The sequence below is a fragment of the Antiquaquibacter oligotrophicus genome, from assembly GCF_020535405.1.
GTDB classification, from domain to species: Bacteria; Actinomycetota; Actinomycetes; order Actinomycetales; family Microbacteriaceae; genus Rhodoglobus; species Rhodoglobus oligotrophicus.
In genome coordinates, this window is record NZ_CP085036.1 from 889,629 (window position 1) to 906,346 (window position 16,718).

A 16,718-nucleotide genomic window follows, 5' to 3' on the forward strand; every position below is an offset into this window, starting at 1 on the left:
GCCCGTGAGGTGCCCACTTCGGTGGGTGTTAGCTCGATGGGACCCACCGAACTGGGCACCTCACGAGGAGAGGTCGATGAGCTTGCCGATGGTGCGGAGGTTGCGAGCCGTTGCGGCAACACCGAGGCGCCTCGCGAGGGTCTCCTGGTTGAGCTCGGCCTTGCCCGCGCCATTCGTGTAGCGGAGGTGCAGTTCGCGGCCGATGACCTGCCACAGGTCGTCACTGGCGCGGACCCCGGATGCTGCGGCAAGGCCATCCGCTGAGGGCTCCGCCGACAGCATCGCGATGTACGAGAAGCGCTCGTCGATGACCTCGAAAGGATGCGCGGCGAGGGCGTCACGAAGCTCCTCCGGTGTGCGCAGCATCACCTCGCGGCGGTACCCGTACCGCGATTCGAGCTCTCGCTCGACGGAGCGTGCGAAGTCGTCCGGCTCGCCGCCGAGGTCGAGCACTGCGTTGCCTGAGGCGATGTAGGTGCGCACGTCGGCCGCGCCGAGTTCTTCGAGCATCCCCCGGAACTCGGCCATGGGGAGCTTCGCGCCGCCGACGTTGACGGCCCTGACGAAGAGTGCGTAGGTGACCACGAGACCAGTGTGCGTTACGCGGGGGCGGATTCCATTCGGCCAGCATTCAAGAATCGCTCGAACGACTCCCAGATAACGTTCAGAGAACTGTCAGAGAATGAGTGCATGACTGATGGACCGAAGATTCTGATTGTCGATGACGAACCCAACATTCGTGATCTGCTGACCACGAGCCTGCGCTTCGCTGGCTTCGCAGTCCGTGCCGTCGGAAACGGCGCCCAGGCGATCTCCGCGGTGCTCGAAGAAGAGCCCGATCTGATCATCCTCGATGTCATGCTGCCCGACATGAACGGATTCGGTGTGACCAAGCGCCTCCGGGCATCCGGCTACACCGCTCCCATCCTGTTCCTCACTGCAAAGGACGACACCGAGGACAAGATCACCGGTCTCACCGTCGGCGGCGACGACTACGTCACCAAGCCCTTCAGCCTCGACGAGATCGTGGCCCGCATCAAGGCGATCCTCCGTCGCACCATGCAGGACGACGAGGAAGCGATCATCCGTGCGGGCGACCTCACGATGGACCAGGACACCCACGAGGTGACGGTTGCCGACGAATCGGTCGACCTCTCTCCCACCGAGTTCAAGCTCCTGCGCTACCTCATGCTCAACCCCAACCGCGTGCTGTCGAAGGCGCAGATCCTCGATCACGTCTGGGAGTACGACTTCAACGGCGACGCGGGCATCGTCGAGAGCTACATCTCGTACCTCCGCCGCAAGTTGGATCAGCTCACCCCCGAGCCCCTCATCCAGACCAAGCGCGGTTTCGGGTACATGCTCAAAGCGTCCAAGTAGTCTGTCGGAGTGCACGATCTGGCCGGCTGGTGGAACAGGATCTCGCTGCGCACCAAAGTCACTGGTGTCACGGTCCTGCTGCTCACCGCCGGCCTTATCGTTGCTGGCGTGGGCACGGCGGCGGTGCTGCGCAGCTACCTCCAAGACGAGCTCGATGCGAAGATCGTCGCGGCCGCCGTCAAACTCGATGAGATCCAACCGATGGGGTCGGCGGATGATCCGCAATGCCCCACCTCGGAACTCCCCAACGAGCTCTACCTCGCCGTCGTCGACGCTCGCGGCAACATCGTCTGCAGCAACCGACCAGCGGGGTCGGCTCGACCCGAGGTCGAGGCACTGACACTCGAGACGGTCAGCCGCATCGAGGATGAGATCACCCTCCCGAGCACCGAGCCCGGCGGACAGTGGCGCGTCGGTGCCTACCCCGCGACGGACAACACGGGAACCGACTACTACACGGTCGCCCTCGGGCTCGATCTCAAGGACACCAACGGGATCGTCGCTCGGTACGCGGCGATTTTCCTCTTCTTCGGACTCACCGTGGTCATCGTGGGAGGGGCCCTCACGCGCCTCCTTGTGACCTCGACATTCGCACCGTTGCGGGATGTCGAGGCCACCGCCGCGCGGTTCGCCGCTGGCGACTTCAACCAGCGCATGTCGGGCGCTACCCCGAACACGGAGGTGGGGCGCCTCAACGCCTCCCTCAACGCCATGCTTTCGCGCATCGACAGCGCCTTCGCCGACAGGGCACGCACCATTCAGCAGATGCGACGCTTCGTCGGCGATGCCAGCCACGAACTTCGCACCCCCCTCGTTTCGGTTCGCGGTTACGCGGAGCTCTACCGCATGGGCGCGCTCACGAAACCGGAGGATGTCGCTCAGGCCATGGAACGCATCGAGAAGGAGGCCATCCGCATGGGCGGGCTGGTCGAAGACCTCCTCGAACTCGCGAGACTGGACGAAACTAAACCTCTCGCTCTCACCGAGGTTGACCTTGTTCCCCTGGCGGGGGATGCAGCGCTCGACGCGATGGCATCGTCCCCCGACCGCGTTGTCACCGTCGTCGTGATCGAACCCCCCGCGCGCACAGATTCCGAGGAACCGCCCGCCGAGGACCCGAACCCCCCGACCAAGGTGCTCGAACTCGGCGACACCAAAACGCCGACACCCTCGCGAGGCATGACGGCACTGGCAACCGGACCTATCGCCTTTGCTGGCGCCCTTCGTCGCCTCGCGCGACGCGGCGCAGCAAACCGGGCCATCCCGACGCCTCCTCACATCGAGCTACCCAAACCCGACGTGCACCTTCGCGCCGTCGTACTCGCCGAAGAGAACAAGATCCGCCAAGTGCTCGCCAACCTCATCGGTAACGCCATGCGGTTCACGCCCGCTGGTAGTCCCATCGAGATCGGTGTTGGTGTCGACCCCGAGCGCGAACGAGCGGTGCTCGCCGTGATCGACCACGGCGAGGGCATCCCGCCTCAGGTTCGCGGCAAGATTTTCGAGCGCTTCTGGCGCGCCGACAACTCGCGCACGCGAGAGACGGGCGGAAGTGGCCTGGGACTCGCGATCGTTGCCGCAATCGTCGACGCCCACAAGGGTGAGGTCGAGATCGTCGACACCCCGGGTGGCGGCGCCACCTTCCGTGTGCTGCTTCCCCTCCTCCCCAGCACGCAACCGGATGCCGAGGCCACCGTCTCGCAGTAGCGGGGTCGAGCGCTCCCGGCGCCGCCTACCGTCGAGCCATGACTCGATTCCAGGTAGACAGTGAAGCCGTTCTCAGCGCGACCGGAACGGTGCGCAACACGATCAGCCGCATCCAGGCCGAAGTTGCGGGCCTCCATGGGCAACTAACCAATCTCGAGGGTTCGTGGTCCGGTCAGGCCGCCACCGCCTTCGCGAGTGTCGTCGCCGAGTGGAAGGCAACGCAGCAGCGAGTGGAGGAGAACCTCGGCTCGATCAACCAGGCGCTGACGCTCGCCGGCCAGCAGTATGCGGAGATCGAAAGCGCCAACACGCGGCTCTTCGTGCGGTAACGCGGGAACGCAAAACGGCCGGCCCCCGAAGGGACCGGCCGTTTTACGCGTTCGGACTAAAAGTCCATGCCACCCGAGGGGTCACCCATCGGCATGGCCGGGGTCTTCTCCGGCTTGTCGGCGACGACGGCCTCGGTGGTGAGGAAGAGGCCGGCGATCGACGCTGCGTTCTGCAGCGCGGAGCGCGTGACCTTTACCGGGTCGTTGATACCTGCGGCGAGCATGTCGACGTACTCACCGGTCGCGGCGTTGAGGCCCTGACCGACGGGAAGGTTGCGCACCTTGTCGACCACAACGCCCGGCTCGAGACCGGCGTTGAGGGCGATCTGCTTGAGCGGGGCATCCACGGCGACCTTGACAATGTTCGCGCCCGTGGCCTCGTCACCGGACAGGCCGGTGATCGCTGCAGACTCGAAAGCCGTCTTGCCGGCCTGGATGAGCGCAACGCCACCACCGGCGACGATGCCCTCCTCGACGGCTGCCTTCGCGTTGCGGACGGCGTCCTCGATGCGGTGCTTGCGCTCCTTGAGCTCGACCTCGGTCGCGGCACCGGCCTTGATGACCGCAACACCGCCGGCGAGCTTCGCGAGGCGCTCCTGGAGCTTCTCGCGGTCGTAATCGCTGTCGGTGTTCTCGATCTCGGCACGGATCTGCTTCACGCGACCCGCGATGGCGTCGGGGTCACCGGCACCCTCGACGATTGTGGTCTCGTCCTTGGTGATGACAACCTTGCGGGCACGGCCGAGCAGGTCGAGGGTGGCGTTCTCAAGCTTGAGACCGACCTCCTCGGAGATGACCTGGCCACCGGTGAGGATGGCGATGTCGGCGAGCTGAGCCTTGCGACGGTCACCGAAGCCGGGAGCCTTGACGGCAACCGACTTGAAGATGCCACGGATCTTGTTCACGACGAGAGTCGCGAGCGCCTCACCGTCGACGTCCTCGGCGATGATGAGCAGCTGCTTGCCGCTCTGGATCACCTTGTCGACGATGGGAAGCAGATCCTTGATGTTGGAGATCTTGCTGTTGACGATGAGGATGTACGGGTCCTCGAAGACCGCCTCCTGGCGCTCCTGGTCGGTGACGAAGTACGCCGACAGGAAGCCCTTGTCGAAGCGCATACCCTCGGTGAGCTCGAGCTCGGTGCCGAACGTGTTCGACTCCTCGACGGTGACGACACCCTCCTTGCCGACCTTGTCGATCGCCTCTGCGATGAGCGCACCGATCTCGTTGTCTGCAGCCGAAATCGACGCGGTAGCGGCGATCTCTTCCTTGGTCTCGATCTCCTTGGCGCTCGAGACGAGCGACTCGATGACGGCGTTGGTCGCCTTCTCGATGCCGCGCTTGAGGCTGATGGGGTCGGCGCCCGCTGCGACGTTGCGGAGACCCTCGCGCACGAGTGCCTGAGCGAGGACAACGGAGGTGGTCGTACCGTCACCGGCGACGTCATCCGTCTTCTTTGCGACCTCCTTGACGAGCTCCGCACCGATCTTCTCGTACGGGTCGTCGAGTTCGATCTCCTTGGCGATCGAGACGCCATCGTTGGTGATCGTGGGGGCGCCCCACTTCTTCTCGAGGACGACGTTGCGTCCGCGCGGGCCGAGCGTGACCTTGACGGCGTCGGCCAGCGTGTTCAGGCCGCGCTCGAGGCCGCGGCGGGCCTCCTCATCGAAAGCAATGATCTTTGCCATGTGTGTTTCTCGTCCCTCCCGGACGTCGTACAAGCGAATTCTCTAGCACTCGAAACGTGCGAGTGCCAAAGGAAAAACTAGCACTCGGTAGGGTCGAGTGCAAGAAATGACGGTTGCCTAGGCTGGGTGGATGACAGAGCCGTCGAACTCCCCGTCCGCACCTTCTGGCATCACCGAATTCAAACCGACTCAGGCACAAGTTTCGCGTCTCATGCGGACGAACCTGATTCTGTACGCCGTCATCGGTCCACTCCTCGTGGTGTCGGCCACGCTGCAACTGGTCAGCGGCAATACTGTCGGCGCGATCATCGTCTTCGGCGCACTGATCATCGCCCTGCCCGTCGGCTTTGTCCTGGGAAAGCGCAATGCCTCACGCGCGCTCCTCCGGTTTGGCGACGGCACGTACGAGCTCCGTCAGACGCCGGGTGGCAAAAACTTCAGCGCTGCTGATGTCGACCAGGTCGTCGCGCTCGGCAACGCTCGATTCGCGATGTGGCCGGGAGCACCCATGCTCCTCATCGTGGGACCGACGAAACGACTATGCCTTCTCACCGGTTACCTGTGGAACACGGAACAGCTGGATGCCGTCGCTCGCGATCTCGGCAACCGCGGAGTGACCCTCGTGGATAAACCGGAGGCGCTCACTGGCGCGCAGTTGCGAGGGATAGACAAGCGTTGGATTTCGTTCTGGGAAGCGCATCCGATCGCCATCGGGCTCACCGCGGGCCTCGCCATAGTCCTGATCGTGGCGGCCGCGGTGCTGATCGCGTTCGCGGTGCTGCGCTGAGGCGACCAGGCCCGCCGAAGGCTAGGCCAGCTTGACCGACTCGGCCTGCGGACCCTTCGAGCCGGTACCGACCTCGAAAACAACCGCTTGGCCCTCCTCGAGGACCTTATAGCCGGCCATGTCGATGGCGGAGTAGTGAACGAACACGTCCTGACCTCCACCGTCCACGGTGATGAAGCCGTAGCCCTTTTCAGCGTTGAACCACTTAACGGTTCCGTTCGCCATGTGTTGCTCCCTGCTGTGAAACGTGGCTGTGTACTCGCCACAGATTCCAGATGCTAGCGGAGCAAACGCGGCAGAAAACGGGGAAACAGGCCCCGGGAGGGGCATCCGGGCAATGTTAAACACGCACGTAACACGCCCGATACGGGGCGTGTCATTTCACGCCGGAATCAGCCCTCGGCGACGGGCTGTTCGTCGTCCGCGCCGAGCACGATGGTGATGTCCGCTCCGGGGAAAGTCTCCGGCGGAACGAGGCGAACATCGCCGACGCCGAGAGCGGCTACGAGGCCACGCGCGATGCCCTCGTCCTCGGGTATGCGGTAGTAGACGATGGTTTCGTCGACGACATCGGCGGCCTGAGCGTTGGCGCGAGTGCCGATCGGCCAACCCGCGGCGGCAAGCTGGTCACCGATCGTGTTCTGGAGGCCGACCTCATTCGTACCGTTGAGCACGGTGATCGTGAAGCCGCGTGCCGGGTCGATCGCCGAGGGGTCGGTTACGGCATCCATCGTCGGCGTCGGCGTGGGTGTGGGTGTCGGCGTTTCGGCGACAGGGGCCAGGCCCAGCCCCAGATCGATGTCGAGGAAACGGCTGATGCCGAACAGGCCGCCGAAAACGAGCACACCCGTGGCCAGAGCGGCCCACGCGAACGCGATCCAACCGCGCCCCCTGCGGGCGGGCGCGCGGTGTGCGCCAACGCGGGAGAGGTCAGCGGGAACGTTGTCGAAGCGATCCGGGGGGAAAGAGGCCATAGCTAAATCGTTCTATTCCTGGTCGGGGGAAGAAATTCTGAACTCTCTGGCAGCGCGGGCACTCGTGCGAGCGTCCCGGGCCCGGAGCAGTCTCCTGACCAGCATGGGATCGTGTCGCACAGCTTCGGGCATATCGATCACGGCGTTCAGCAGTTGATAATAGCGGGCTGTGCTGAGTCCAAACTCCTCGCGGATCGCGACCTCCTTGGCTCCAGCGTGTCGCCACCACTGTCGCTCGAACGCCAGAATGCGGCGCTCCCGCTCGGGGAACTCGTCGCCATCGGCGCTGTGACGCTGCGGTTGCGCGGACATTCGACCTCCCGACCGCTCATCCTAGGCGCGCCCAAGCCTTCGGAGCGGTTGCGCCGCGCTCTGCGCTCGCTCCCAGCCAGTCGAGCCGCCACCAAGGTTAGGATGTCCTAAGTACTCCCGACTCGATTGGCCCCCATGCTCACACGCACGAGCGCGTTCCTGGCGCTCGGTGCGGTCGTCATCACGGCGCTCGCCGGATGCACCGTGCCAGCCTCCCCGGCGCACGAAACACCCGTCGCGTCCAGCGCCCCGGCCGTCCCCCTCGCCGACCTGGACATCCTCGAGGACCCGCGGAGCTATGTCGGAGAATCGACCGCGGTGCTCGCCGATCGCTCCCTCGGGACCGCGCCCGCCCCCGAACAGTCGTTACCCGTGACCGTCACATCCCGCGACCTCGACGGTGAGACAACGGTCACCGTCAACAGCACCGAGCGCATCGTCGCCATGGACATAGCCGGATCCATCGCCTCGACCGTCGCCGCCCTCGGGCTCGGGGACAAGCTCGTCGGGCGGGACATCTCGACCACCGCGCCCGAGTTAGCGGACCTCCCCCTCGTGACCTCCAACGGCCACACCGTGAACGCAGAAGCGATCCTCGCCCTGCGGCCCGACATCGTCATCACCGACGGGACGATCGGACCGATCGATGTTGTGCTCCAACTGCGAGAAGCCGGGGTGTCCGTTGTGTTCGTCGAGAACGAACCATCGTTGGCGGGAGTGGGCGAACTGGCACGACAGGTCGGCGAAACGCTCGGGGCATCCGACGCCGGTGAGGCACTCGCCGAAACGCTCGACGCCGAGATTCAGGCCAAGATCACGGAAATAGCCGAGATCGTGCCCGGCGGCGAGCCGCTTCGGATGCTCTTCCTCTACCTGCGCGGAAACTCAGGCATCTACTACCTCTTCGGTGGCGACTCCGGCGCGGACGTACTCATCGAGTCGCTCGGGGGGATCGACGTTGCGGCCGAACTCGGGTTCGAAGGACAACGCCCCATGACCGACGAGGCAATGGTGGCGGCCAACCCGGACCTCATCTTCGTGATGACGGCGGGCATCGAGAGTGTCGGCGGTGTGGACGGACTGCTGCAGTCGAAGCCCGCCATCGGGCTCACCGCCGCCGGCCAGCACCGCAGGTTCGTCGACATGGCCGACGGGGACATCCTGAGCTTTGGGCCGCGCACCGCCGGCGTGCTCGACGCACTCGCGCGTGCGGTGTACGCGCCGGAGTAGCGCGGGGGCGCAGGTTTCGAGACGCCGCTCCGCGGCTCCTCAACCAGCGGGTATTGCGGGGCGCAGGTTTGGACGCCGCTTCGCGGCTCCTCAACCAGCGGGTATTGCGGGGCGCAGGTTTCGAGACGCGCTCCTGCGGAGCGCTCCTCAACCAGCGGGGTTATTGCGGGGGGGGGGGCGGGTTTCGAGACGCGCTCCTGCGAAGCGCTCCTCAACCGGGGGTGCGACTACCTGGTGGTTGAGTAGCCGCGGCGCAGCCCGGCGTTATCGAAACCACTGCACGCCGCACCTCGGACGCACGGTTCGGCGGCTCCCGCCCCCGGCGGGGCGAGGAGCCGCCGAACGGCTACGCCTGGCGGCGGCGGAGCGTTACGATCACGATGACAGCGGCGATGATCGCCGCGAGCAGCAGACCACCGAGCACCCACGCCCACCACGGCACCGACGAATCGGCTGCGGCCGGCTCACCCGTCACACCGAGGGTCTGCTCGGGGGCGGGCAGCGGAGCGGCCTCGGCGCACTGTGCGTCCAAGGGGAGGATGGCGCTGACCGCGTCGAAGGGTTCACCCGACTCGTAGGTGCCGAAGGCTGCAGCGCCCTCCGGTAGGAGCTCGGCGGGGGCATCCATGATCACCAGCGAATCGCCGGCAAACTCGGTCGCATTCGCGAGATCGAGCTCCACGAACTCCACACCGGTGGCCTGCACGGGTTCACCCTCCTGGGTTGTGCCAGACACATCCAGTAGAAGGATGGCCGTGTCGCTGTCCACAAAACGCAGCTGCGGATTGGAAACCGTGGTGTTGAGGATGCCACCGTGCCCGGTGAACGTGATGGACCCGGCGAACGTCACCAGCCCCTCACTGGCCTCCGCGTCGTACGATCCCTCGCCGCCGCTCCACCCGAAGAGTGGTGTCTCGTAGGTGGCGCCGTCGGCGACGGTCCACTCGCCGTTCGCGATACTGCCGCTGATGTAGCTGCGGAAGGTTTCCTTGAACCCCCAGGAGAGTTCGGCGTCGGCGACGGTGCAGCCGAGTGCAGCGCGCGTAATGCGCGGGGCGATGTCGAGCTCGACACCCAGGTTGATGCTGCCCTGCATGGTGAGCGTGTGCTTGCCCGTAAGGGTGCCGGGCAGTCTCCCTGTCCAGGTGGCGACGCCGTCGGCATCGGCGTTGAGGTCGCGCGTCAACACGAGCGGCTCGGAGTAGATGACCACAAGGATGTCCTCCTCGTTGGCCTCGAAACCGGAGCCACGAACGGTGATCTCGCCGCCAGCAACAATGTCGCCGGTGCTGACGATCTCCAGACCGGTCGTCGCGGGCGGTGTTGCCGCGGGCTGGCGGCCCCCTCCGAAGGACGCAACCGTTGTTCCGCTGCTGCCGCTGCCGGCAGAGGCTGGCGCACCGATGACGAAGCTCACCGGGTCGAGTGCCGTGCCCACCGCGTAGAAGCTGGAGCCTTCGAGCGAGAACGCGGATGCCCCCGCCGCCGTGAGGAACGCTGGCACACCCGACCACGCCACGGCGTTGCCGGGGGTGCTGCGGGTTCCGGAGCTCAGGTCGAGCGTGGCGACAGCTACGGGCGACCCTCCGTTGACGGAGGCCAGCAGCGCACCGGTCGACGACGAGTCGACGCGAACGATGGGGTTGGACAGTGTCAGATCGAGGATGCCGTCGTGTCCGGTGAATCGGACGCTCCCCGAGTAATTCGACGTTCCCGTGCCGCTCGCGGCGGTGAAGGTGCCGCCCGTCGACTGTCCGAAGACGAACTCGCCCCCCTCGAAGCCTGCGCCGCTCGTTGTGATGGCACCCTTGGCGATTCCGCCTGTGATGTACGAACGGAACGACTCCTTCACACCCCAGCGCAGGGAACCGGTCGCGACGATGGGCGCGGCGACGGCCACGCTCGTCGATGCCGTCGACGGAAGGTATGCCGTCGTCGCCGGGGCGAAGTCGGCTCGCAGTGCGGCGGTGCCAGCAACCGTGGGGGTAAATCCGAGGGTTGCGCTGCCGCCGACGACGGCGCGTGTGCCGAGGAGCGTCGAACCGTTGTAGAACGACACGGTGCCCGCAGCGGCCTTGGGGGTGACCCTGGCGGTGAGCGTGACGGTGTCACCCGTGGTCACCGAGGCCGGGGAGGCCGTGAGCGTGAGGGAGGTGGCGACGGCAGGCTTCGGGATGACCGCCGCGATGACGAAGGTCAGCGGATCGAGTGCCGTGCCGGGTGTGTAGAAGGGCTGCCCGCCGAGGGAGAAAGCACCAGCGCCCTGCGACGTGAGCACGGCCGGGACATCCGCCCACGTCACGGTCGACGTCGTGTTGGAGCGTGTACCCGACGCGAGGTCGAGGGTTGCGAAGGGCACGTGCTCGCCGCCGTCGATGCGGAGGAGGAGTGTCGCGGATGTCGCGGACGTGACGTCCACGATCGGGTCGGACAGCGTCAGATCGAGGATCCCACCGTGACCCGTGAATCGCACTCCGCCCGCGTACTCGGCAGTTCCCGTCGCGGTGGCGCCGTCGAACGTACCGCCCGTGCGGCTTCCGAAGAGGAACTCGTCACCGTCGCGTCCCGTACCGAGCGTCGTGATGGTGCCCGCAGCGATGGGGCCCTCCACGTAGGTGCGGAACGATTCCTTGATTCCCCAGGTGAGCGGGTTGGTGAGGTCTGGCGACCCGACAACGATCGCGAGCTCGCCAGCAGACCCGGAGAACACCAAGGGGTTGGACGGAACGAATGTCGCGCGGAAGGCGTGGTTACCTGAGGCGAGCGGGTCGGTCTCGAGGGATGCAATACCGTCGGTCACCGGCGCTGACCCGATTTCGGTGCTCCCGTCGGTGAAGGTGACCGTGCCTGCCGCCGACGGCGACACGGTCGCCGTCAGGGTGGTGGTGTCACCGTCGATGAGACCGGTCGCGGGATCGGCCGAGAGGACGGTGGTCGTTGCCGTGCTGCCCCCGAAGCTGATCGGGGTGTACGTCTCGAAGGGAGCGTAGGCCGCACCACTACCGGGGTAGGTGTAGATGCCGTAGTTGCCGAGCTCCGGCTCGCCCGAGTAGCCCGGTGCGACCGTCAGTTCGAGGCTGAACGTTCCGTCGGCGTTGATGGGGACGCCGAGGCTGGACTGGGATCCGAGGCTCGGGAGGCTCGCGGCATCCACCACCCACTTTTGTGTGCCCACCTTGCGCTGGCTCGAGGCGACGCCGGCACTCGGCTTCCAGTTGTCGGGGAACTTACCGAACACCACATACGCCCCACCGAACTGGCCCGACAGCGGCGGGCGGGTTCCGTTGGTTGCCGGCGGCTGGGGGTTGAACCCGCTACCCGTGACCGTGATGGTCTCGCCCGCCGGTGAAATACCGGACGACTTGGAGACCGTGACGGTGGGCGTCGGAGCGAAGGAGAGCGGGGTGAACGTCTCGAATGCGGGATACGACGCACCGCTGCCCGGGTAGGTGTAGATGCCGTAGTTGCCGAGGTCGGGTTCCCCGGCGTAGCCAGGGGCAACCGGGAGCTCGAGGGTGAACGTGCCGTCGGCGTTGATCGGCACCGCGAGGCTCGACTGCGACCCGAGGCTCGGGATGCTCGACTCGTTCACCACCCACTTCTGTGCGCCCACCTTGCGCTGGCTCGAGGGCACACCGGCACTCGGCTTCCAGTTGTCGGGGAACTTGCCGAACACGACGTAGGCGCCACCGAACTGGCCCGACAGCGGCGGGCGGGTGCCGTTCGTCGCGGGCGGCTGGGGGTTGAATCCGCTCCCGGTGACGGTGATGGTCTCGCCGTTCGGCGACAGGCCAGACGACTTGGAGACCGTCACCTTGGGTACCGGCGCGAAGCTGATCGGGGTGTACGTCTCGAAGGGCGCGTAGGCCGCACCGCTACCGGGGTAGGTGTAAATGCCGTAGTTGCCGAGTTCCGGCTCGCCCGCGAAGCCGGGCGCGACCGTCAGCTCGAGGGTGAAGGAGCCGTCAGCGTTGATCGGAACGGCGAGGTTCGACTGCGACCCGAGGTTCGGGATGCTCGACCCGTTGACCACCCATTTCTGGGTTGCGACCTTACGCAGACTCGAGGAGACGCCGGCGCTCGGCTTCCAATTGTCGGGGAACTTGCCGAACACAACGTAGGCGCCACCGAACTGACCGGACAGCGGCGGGCGCGTACCCGTCGTCGCTGGCGGCTGCGGGGTGAAGCCCGTGCCGGTAACGGTGATGGTCTCGCCGCTCTGCGAGAGACCACTCGTCTTGGAGACCGAGATGGTCGGGGTGGGTGTTCCGACCTGAAGCGACAGTGACCCCGTCGAGGCTGCGTAGACGCGAGTGTTAGTGGGAGCGAAGGATGCCGTGAACTCGTGTAGACCCTGAGGGAGGGCATCCGTCTCGATCGACGCTGCTCCACCCGCAACCGGTGCCGAACCGAGCACCGTTGTGCCGCGCGAGAAGGTGACCGTGCCTGCTGCGTCGGGGGTGACGGTCGCGGTGAGCGTCGCCGTACCGCCCACGGCGGGAGTGGTCGAGGTCAGAGTGGTGGTAGTCGCGATCGCCTCGGCGAAGGTGATGGGTGTGTACGTCTCGAAGGGCGCGTACGCCGCGCCGCTACCCGGGTAGGTGTAGATGCCGTAGTTGCCCGTCTCGGGCTCGCCCGAGAAACCGGGCGCGACGGACAGCTCGAGGGAGAACGAGCCGTCGGCGTTGATCGGCACACCGAGGCTCGACTGCGACCCGAGGCTCGGGAGGCTTGCCGCGTCGACAACCCACTTCTGCGACGCGACCTTACGCAGGCTCGATGAGACACCCGCGCTCGGCTTCCAGTTGTCGGGGAACTTGCCGAACACAACATAGGCGCCGCCGAACTGACCCGACAGGGGCGGGCGTGTGCCCGACGTGGCCGGCGGGTTGGGGCTGAAACCGGTGCCCGAGATCGTGATCGTCTCCCCCGCGGGTGAGATGCCCGTCGACTTGGAGACGGAGATGGTGGGCTCGGATGGCTGGGGCTCGGGCTCGGGCTCGGGTTCCGGCTCGGGCTCCGGCTCGGGCTCGGGCTCCGGCTCGGGTTGCGGGGCCGCGAGCGTCACCGGGGTGAGGGTGTCGAGCGAGCGGTCCGTTTGGGAGAGTGCATGAGCGGCGGACGTCGCGATGACGTAACTGCCTGCGGCATCCATCGCCCCCGCCGGCACCGTGAGGGTTGTGCTGAACGAGCCGTCGGTGATCGAGGTGTGGGTTTGAGCGATCCACCCCGCACCCGGGAGCGGCGTGCCCGGCGCCCAGGTGGATGCCGACCCGAGAAGCACATACGCGCCGTTGGCAGCGCCGTCACCCGTGAACCCGGTACCGGACACCGTGAAGGTGTTCTCCACCGCGGGATCTACCGGAGTGTTGGGCGTGACACTCACGACGGGCGCGGCATCGGCGAGCGCGGGTTGCGCGGTCGCGACGAGGCTGCCGCCCAGGATGAGTGCGAAGGACAGGGTTGCTGCGAGCGTCCGTGATCGGACGGAGGCGTGACTCACGGGTGTGATTCTCCAGAGGGTGACGGCCCGAGGGTGCGGGCACCAATCACTTAGCTAAGGCTAAGCTAACTCGACTCTAGGCCGAGACGCGTTTCGCTGTCAAAGCTTTGGTAAGGATTACCTTACCGGGTCGCTGGCCCGGTACATGGAGAGATGCGGGATGCCCGCCTCCTGGTACACGTCACCGAACGCCACGAATCCGTGCCGGGCGTAGAGCGGTGCGATGTACTCCTGCGCGTGCAGGAGCATCGAGTCACCCCCGAAGTCGGCGATCGCGGCCTCCAGCAGCGCGTGCGCGAGGCCCTTCCCACGATGGTCCGCGTGCACGACGACCCGACCGACGATGCGGCGGGCATCCCGGTGTTCAGGCTCGTCGTCGAGGAGCACCCGCAGGCAGGCCACGACATCGCGACCCTCGCGCACGAAGTAGTGCACGGTTGTGGGCTCCAGGTCGCGCCAGTCGAGTTCCTCCTCGTCGATGTGCTGCTCGAGGAAGAACACGTCGGTGCGCAGCTTGAGCACCGCGTAGAGTTCATCGGTCGAGAGTTCGTCGCTGCGCCTGACGGTCACGGAACATTCGGCCACGCTCGCGAGTTTAATGGAGCACGAGAATTCTTCCCCGTTCTGGAGAACACCATGACCTACAACGTGAACAAGTCCGACGACGAGTGGCGCCAGCAGCTCTCCCCCGAGGAGTACGCGATCCTGCGCGAGGCCGCGACGGAGCGGGCGTGGACGGGTGATCTCCTCGACGAGAACCGCGAGGGTGTCTACCGCTGCAAGGGTTGCGGCCAGGAGTTGTTCCGTAGCAACGCCAAGTTCGACTCGCACTGCGGCTGGCCGAGCTTCTACATCCCTTCGGAGCAGGACGCCGTGGAGCTCGTCAAGGACACGTCGCTCGGCATGGAGCGCGTCGAGGTGCGCTGCGCGAACTGCGGTTCGCACCTTGGCCACGTCTTCGATGACGCCCCCACGACCCCTACTGGCGACCGTTTCTGCATGAACTCGGTCTCGCTCACGTTCGAGGCCGCGGAGTAGTTCGGCGGTGGCCCACCCAGCGCGCGACGCCGTCGAGCGCCGCAGGTCCCATTCGAAGGTGACGGCGGAGGCGCCGAGTCACGAGCAGCTGTTGCCGCTCGTGGCCGCGGCGGGAGGCGTCGCCGACCATGGGTCGCTGCATCCGTGGCGTCTCATCGAACTGCGTGGCGCCGACCGGGCTCGGCTCGGTGACGCGCTCGCGGAGGCCAGCGGGCTCGAGGGCAAGGATGCAGCGAAGCTCGCCGAGAAGCCGCTGCGGGCATCCCTTCTCATCGCCGTTGTCGCTGTGCACCAGCCGAGTTTCAAGGTGCCCGAGTGGGAGCAGGATGCCACGGCCGCTGGCGTCGCCCACGTGCTGAGCCTCCTCCTCGACGAGGCCGGCTGGGGTGTCATCTGGCGCACGGGAGGTCACACCCGATCGGAACCCGTTCGACGGATGCACGGCCTCGCCGACAACGAGGTGCTGCTCGGCTGGCTCTACGTCGGCGGCATCGTCCCAGACAAATCGAAGCCCGGTCGCAAGCTCATCGACCCCACCCGATACCTCACGGCGCTGTAGCGTTCGGCTGGCCGCGCCAGCGTCGGTAGGATGGTGCGCGGTTCATGCCCCCTTAGCTCAGATGGCCAGAGCATCGCTCTTGTAAAGCGAGGGTCGTCGGTTCGAATCCGACAGGGGGCTCTGAGAATGCCCGATCAGAGGTCGAGATTACGTCGACTCTCCGCCAGACTGTGTCCGTGACTCTCGAATCTGGGATCGGGATCCTGTTGAGCGTCGGCGCTCTTGCGGTCGCCGGGTTCCTCGCAGCTCTCCATGTGCTCCCCACTGGCCTCTCGCCCATCCGGAATCCTGTGAGCCAGTACGCGCTCACGAGGTATGGCCGCCTCTACCGCGGCGCGACCCTCGCGGCGGGATTCACCGGTGTCGTGGCGGCGGGGCTGCTCCTTCTTCGCTATAGCGGCGTCGCAGCGATGGTCACGACCGTTCTGCTGCTGGTTTTCGCGGTCGCGAGGCTGCTGATCGGGTTCTTCCCCATGGATGCTCCGGCTGCACCCCGCACGCGCACCGGGCGTACCCACAACTTCCTGGCATTCGCTGCTTTCGGGGCGGTAACCGCCGCGGCGTTCGTGGCAGGCGGCGCGTTCCACGACAACGGCGAACCGACCCTCGCGACCTTGTCGACCGCGGCTGGCGTCGTCATGGCGGTGGGCACGGTCGGGATGCTCGTCACGGCACGGTCGAAGCGCGGCTTCGGCCTCGCTGAGCGCTTCATCTATCTTGGCTTCATCGCATGGTTCCTCGTTGTTGGCATCTCAGCGGCGACGACCGCGTGAACTGAAAGGGAAATCATGAACTCCGGATCGGGATTCGAGTACGAGCTGTACCACACGGTCATCATTGTGATCTCGAGCGTGATCGCGTACATCTTCTACAGCCTCATGGCGTCGCGCATCTTCGCAAAAGCGGGCGTAAAGCCCTGGCAGGCGTGGGTGCCGTTCCTCGTCACCTGGCGTTTGCTGCAGCTCGGGGGTAAGCCCGGGTGGTTCCTTCTCATCGGACTCATCCCGATCGTCGGCCAGATCATTTACCTCATCCAGAGGTGGATCGCGCAGTACCGCATCGGCCTTGGACTGGAAAAAAGCGGAGTCTTCGTGATCCTCGCCATCCTGCTTGAGCCGGTGTGGTTCCTTGTCCTCGCGATCGACGGGTCAACGTGGAGCCCCAAGCACACCTCGCTTGTCCCCGAGTCGGCGAGGTCCTAGAAATATCCG

At 66.0% G+C, this 16,718-nt stretch carries 16 protein-coding genes and 1 tRNA gene; 10 read left to right on the forward strand and 7 right to left on the reverse strand.

What is annotated here, in order from left to right:
* Positions 1 to 60: 60 nt before the first annotated feature.
* On the reverse strand, positions 61 to 585 hold the full coding sequence (locus LH407_RS04375) for a DUF1697 domain-containing protein (RefSeq protein WP_322132514.1): 525 nt from the start codon (positions 583 to 585) through the stop codon (positions 61 to 63).
* Positions 586 to 690: 105 nt separating this feature from the next.
* On the opposite strand from LH407_RS04375, the gene LH407_RS04380 reads away from it, so the two are divergent.
* Genes LH407_RS04380 through LH407_RS04390 form a run of 3 tightly spaced genes read left to right on the forward strand, consistent with a single transcriptional unit; the run spans position 691 to position 3,416 of the window.
* Positions 691 to 1,380, forward strand: a complete 690-nt coding sequence (locus LH407_RS04380; protein WP_322132513.1) for a response regulator transcription factor — start codon at positions 691 to 693, stop codon at positions 1,378 to 1,380.
* A 9-nt stretch (positions 1,381 to 1,389) separates the two neighbouring features.
* The gene (locus LH407_RS04385; RefSeq protein WP_322132512.1) at positions 1,390 to 3,087 is read left to right on the forward strand and encodes a sensor histidine kinase; all 1,698 of its coding nucleotides are present in this window, start codon (positions 1,390 to 1,392) and stop codon (positions 3,085 to 3,087) included.
* Positions 3,088 to 3,125: 38 nt separating this feature from the next.
* Positions 3,126 to 3,416, forward strand: a complete 291-nt coding sequence (locus LH407_RS04390; RefSeq protein ID WP_322132511.1) for a WXG100 family type VII secretion target — start codon at positions 3,126 to 3,128, stop codon at positions 3,414 to 3,416.
* Positions 3,417 to 3,472: 56 nt separating this feature from the next.
* On the opposite strand, the gene groL is transcribed toward LH407_RS04390, so the two are convergent.
* Positions 3,473 to 5,104, reverse strand: a complete 1,632-nt coding sequence (gene groL, locus LH407_RS04395; RefSeq protein WP_322132510.1) for a chaperonin GroEL — start codon at positions 5,102 to 5,104, stop codon at positions 3,473 to 3,475.
* A gap of 130 nt (positions 5,105 to 5,234) precedes the next feature.
* On the opposite strand from groL, the gene LH407_RS04400 reads away from it, so the two are divergent.
* Entirely contained in the window at positions 5,235 to 5,891 is a 657-nt protein-coding gene (locus LH407_RS04400) for a hypothetical protein (protein ID WP_322132509.1), read from the forward strand.
* A 21-nt stretch (positions 5,892 to 5,912) separates the two neighbouring features.
* Here the strand turns inward: LH407_RS04400 and LH407_RS04405 are convergent, their stop codons facing one another.
* The 3 genes from LH407_RS04405 to LH407_RS04415 form a co-directional block, all read right to left on the reverse strand.
* On the reverse strand, positions 5,913 to 6,116 hold the full coding sequence (locus tag LH407_RS04405; protein ID WP_322132508.1) for a cold-shock protein: 204 nt from the start codon (positions 6,114 to 6,116) through the stop codon (positions 5,913 to 5,915).
* Positions 6,117 to 6,283: 167 nt separating this feature from the next.
* Positions 6,284 to 6,865 (reverse strand): LytR C-terminal domain-containing protein, encoded by a 582-nt coding sequence (locus LH407_RS04410; RefSeq protein WP_322132507.1) that lies wholly within the window; start codon positions 6,863 to 6,865, stop codon positions 6,284 to 6,286.
* A 12-nt stretch (positions 6,866 to 6,877) separates the two neighbouring features.
* Positions 6,878 to 7,177: a DUF3263 domain-containing protein gene (locus LH407_RS04415; RefSeq protein WP_322132506.1), complete on the reverse strand. Its 300-nt coding sequence runs from the start codon at positions 7,175 to 7,177 to the stop codon at positions 6,878 to 6,880.
* A gap of 135 nt (positions 7,178 to 7,312) precedes the next feature.
* On the opposite strand from LH407_RS04415, the gene LH407_RS04420 reads away from it, so the two are divergent.
* Positions 7,313 to 8,407 (forward strand): heme/hemin ABC transporter substrate-binding protein, encoded by a 1,095-nt coding sequence (locus LH407_RS04420; RefSeq protein WP_322132505.1) that lies wholly within the window; start codon positions 7,313 to 7,315, stop codon positions 8,405 to 8,407.
* Positions 8,408 to 8,753: 346 nt separating this feature from the next.
* Here the strand turns inward: LH407_RS04420 and LH407_RS04425 are convergent, their stop codons facing one another.
* Complete coding sequence (locus tag LH407_RS04425) at positions 8,754 to 13,910, reverse strand: HtaA domain-containing protein (RefSeq protein WP_322132504.1); 5,157 nt, start codon at positions 13,908 to 13,910, stop codon at positions 8,754 to 8,756.
* Positions 13,911 to 14,027: 117 nt separating this feature from the next.
* On the reverse strand, positions 14,028 to 14,495 hold the full coding sequence (locus LH407_RS04430) for a GNAT family N-acetyltransferase (protein WP_322132503.1): 468 nt from the start codon (positions 14,493 to 14,495) through the stop codon (positions 14,028 to 14,030).
* A 51-nt stretch (positions 14,496 to 14,546) separates the two neighbouring features.
* Between LH407_RS04430 and msrB the strand changes: the two genes are divergently transcribed.
* The 5 genes from msrB (at position 14,547) to LH407_RS04455 (ending at position 16,709) form a co-directional block, all read left to right on the forward strand.
* Positions 14,547 to 14,948, forward strand: coding sequence for a peptide-methionine (R)-S-oxide reductase MsrB (gene msrB / locus LH407_RS04435; protein WP_322132502.1), 402 nt, complete (start codon positions 14,547 to 14,549; stop codon positions 14,946 to 14,948).
* Between the two features lie 7 nt (positions 14,949 to 14,955).
* The gene (locus LH407_RS04440) at positions 14,956 to 15,507 is read left to right on the forward strand and encodes a nitroreductase family protein (RefSeq protein WP_322132501.1); all 552 of its coding nucleotides are present in this window, start codon (positions 14,956 to 14,958) and stop codon (positions 15,505 to 15,507) included.
* Between the two features lie 46 nt (positions 15,508 to 15,553).
* Positions 15,554 to 15,627, forward strand: a tRNA-Thr gene (locus LH407_RS04445).
* A 56-nt stretch (positions 15,628 to 15,683) separates the two neighbouring features.
* Positions 15,684 to 16,280: a DUF998 domain-containing protein gene (locus LH407_RS04450; RefSeq protein WP_322132500.1), complete on the forward strand. Its 597-nt coding sequence runs from the start codon at positions 15,684 to 15,686 to the stop codon at positions 16,278 to 16,280.
* Between the two features lie 15 nt (positions 16,281 to 16,295).
* Entirely contained in the window at positions 16,296 to 16,709 is a 414-nt protein-coding gene (locus LH407_RS04455; RefSeq protein ID WP_322132499.1) for a DUF5684 domain-containing protein, read from the forward strand.
* Positions 16,710 to 16,718 lie beyond the last annotated feature (9 nt).

Bases quoted from the DNA above. Each gene is read 5' to 3' on its own strand.
- LH407_RS04380 (WP_322132513.1), top strand. From the start codon at position 691: ATGACTGATGGACCGAAGATTCTGATTGTCGATGACGAACCCAACATT.
- LH407_RS04390 (WP_322132511.1), top strand. From the start codon at position 3,126: ATGACTCGATTCCAGGTAGACAGTGAAGCCGTTCTCAGCGCGACCGGA.
- groL (WP_322132510.1), bottom strand. From the start codon at position 5,104: ATGGCAAAGATCATTGCTTTCGATGAGGAGGCCCGCCGCGGCCTCGAG.
- LH407_RS04400 (WP_322132509.1), top strand. From the start codon at position 5,235: ATGACAGAGCCGTCGAACTCCCCGTCCGCACCTTCTGGCATCACCGAA.
- LH407_RS04405 (WP_322132508.1), bottom strand. From the start codon at position 6,116: ATGGCGAACGGAACCGTTAAGTGGTTCAACGCTGAAAAGGGCTACGGC.
- LH407_RS04410 (WP_322132507.1), bottom strand. From the start codon at position 6,865: ATGGCCTCTTTCCCCCCGGATCGCTTCGACAACGTTCCCGCTGACCTC.
- LH407_RS04415 (WP_322132506.1), bottom strand. From the start codon at position 7,177: ATGTCCGCGCAACCGCAGCGTCACAGCGCCGATGGCGACGAGTTCCCC.
- LH407_RS04420 (WP_322132505.1), top strand. From the start codon at position 7,313: ATGCTCACACGCACGAGCGCGTTCCTGGCGCTCGGTGCGGTCGTCATC.
- msrB (WP_322132502.1), top strand. From the start codon at position 14,547: ATGACCTACAACGTGAACAAGTCCGACGACGAGTGGCGCCAGCAGCTC.
- LH407_RS04455 (WP_322132499.1), top strand. From the start codon at position 16,296: ATGAACTCCGGATCGGGATTCGAGTACGAGCTGTACCACACGGTCATC.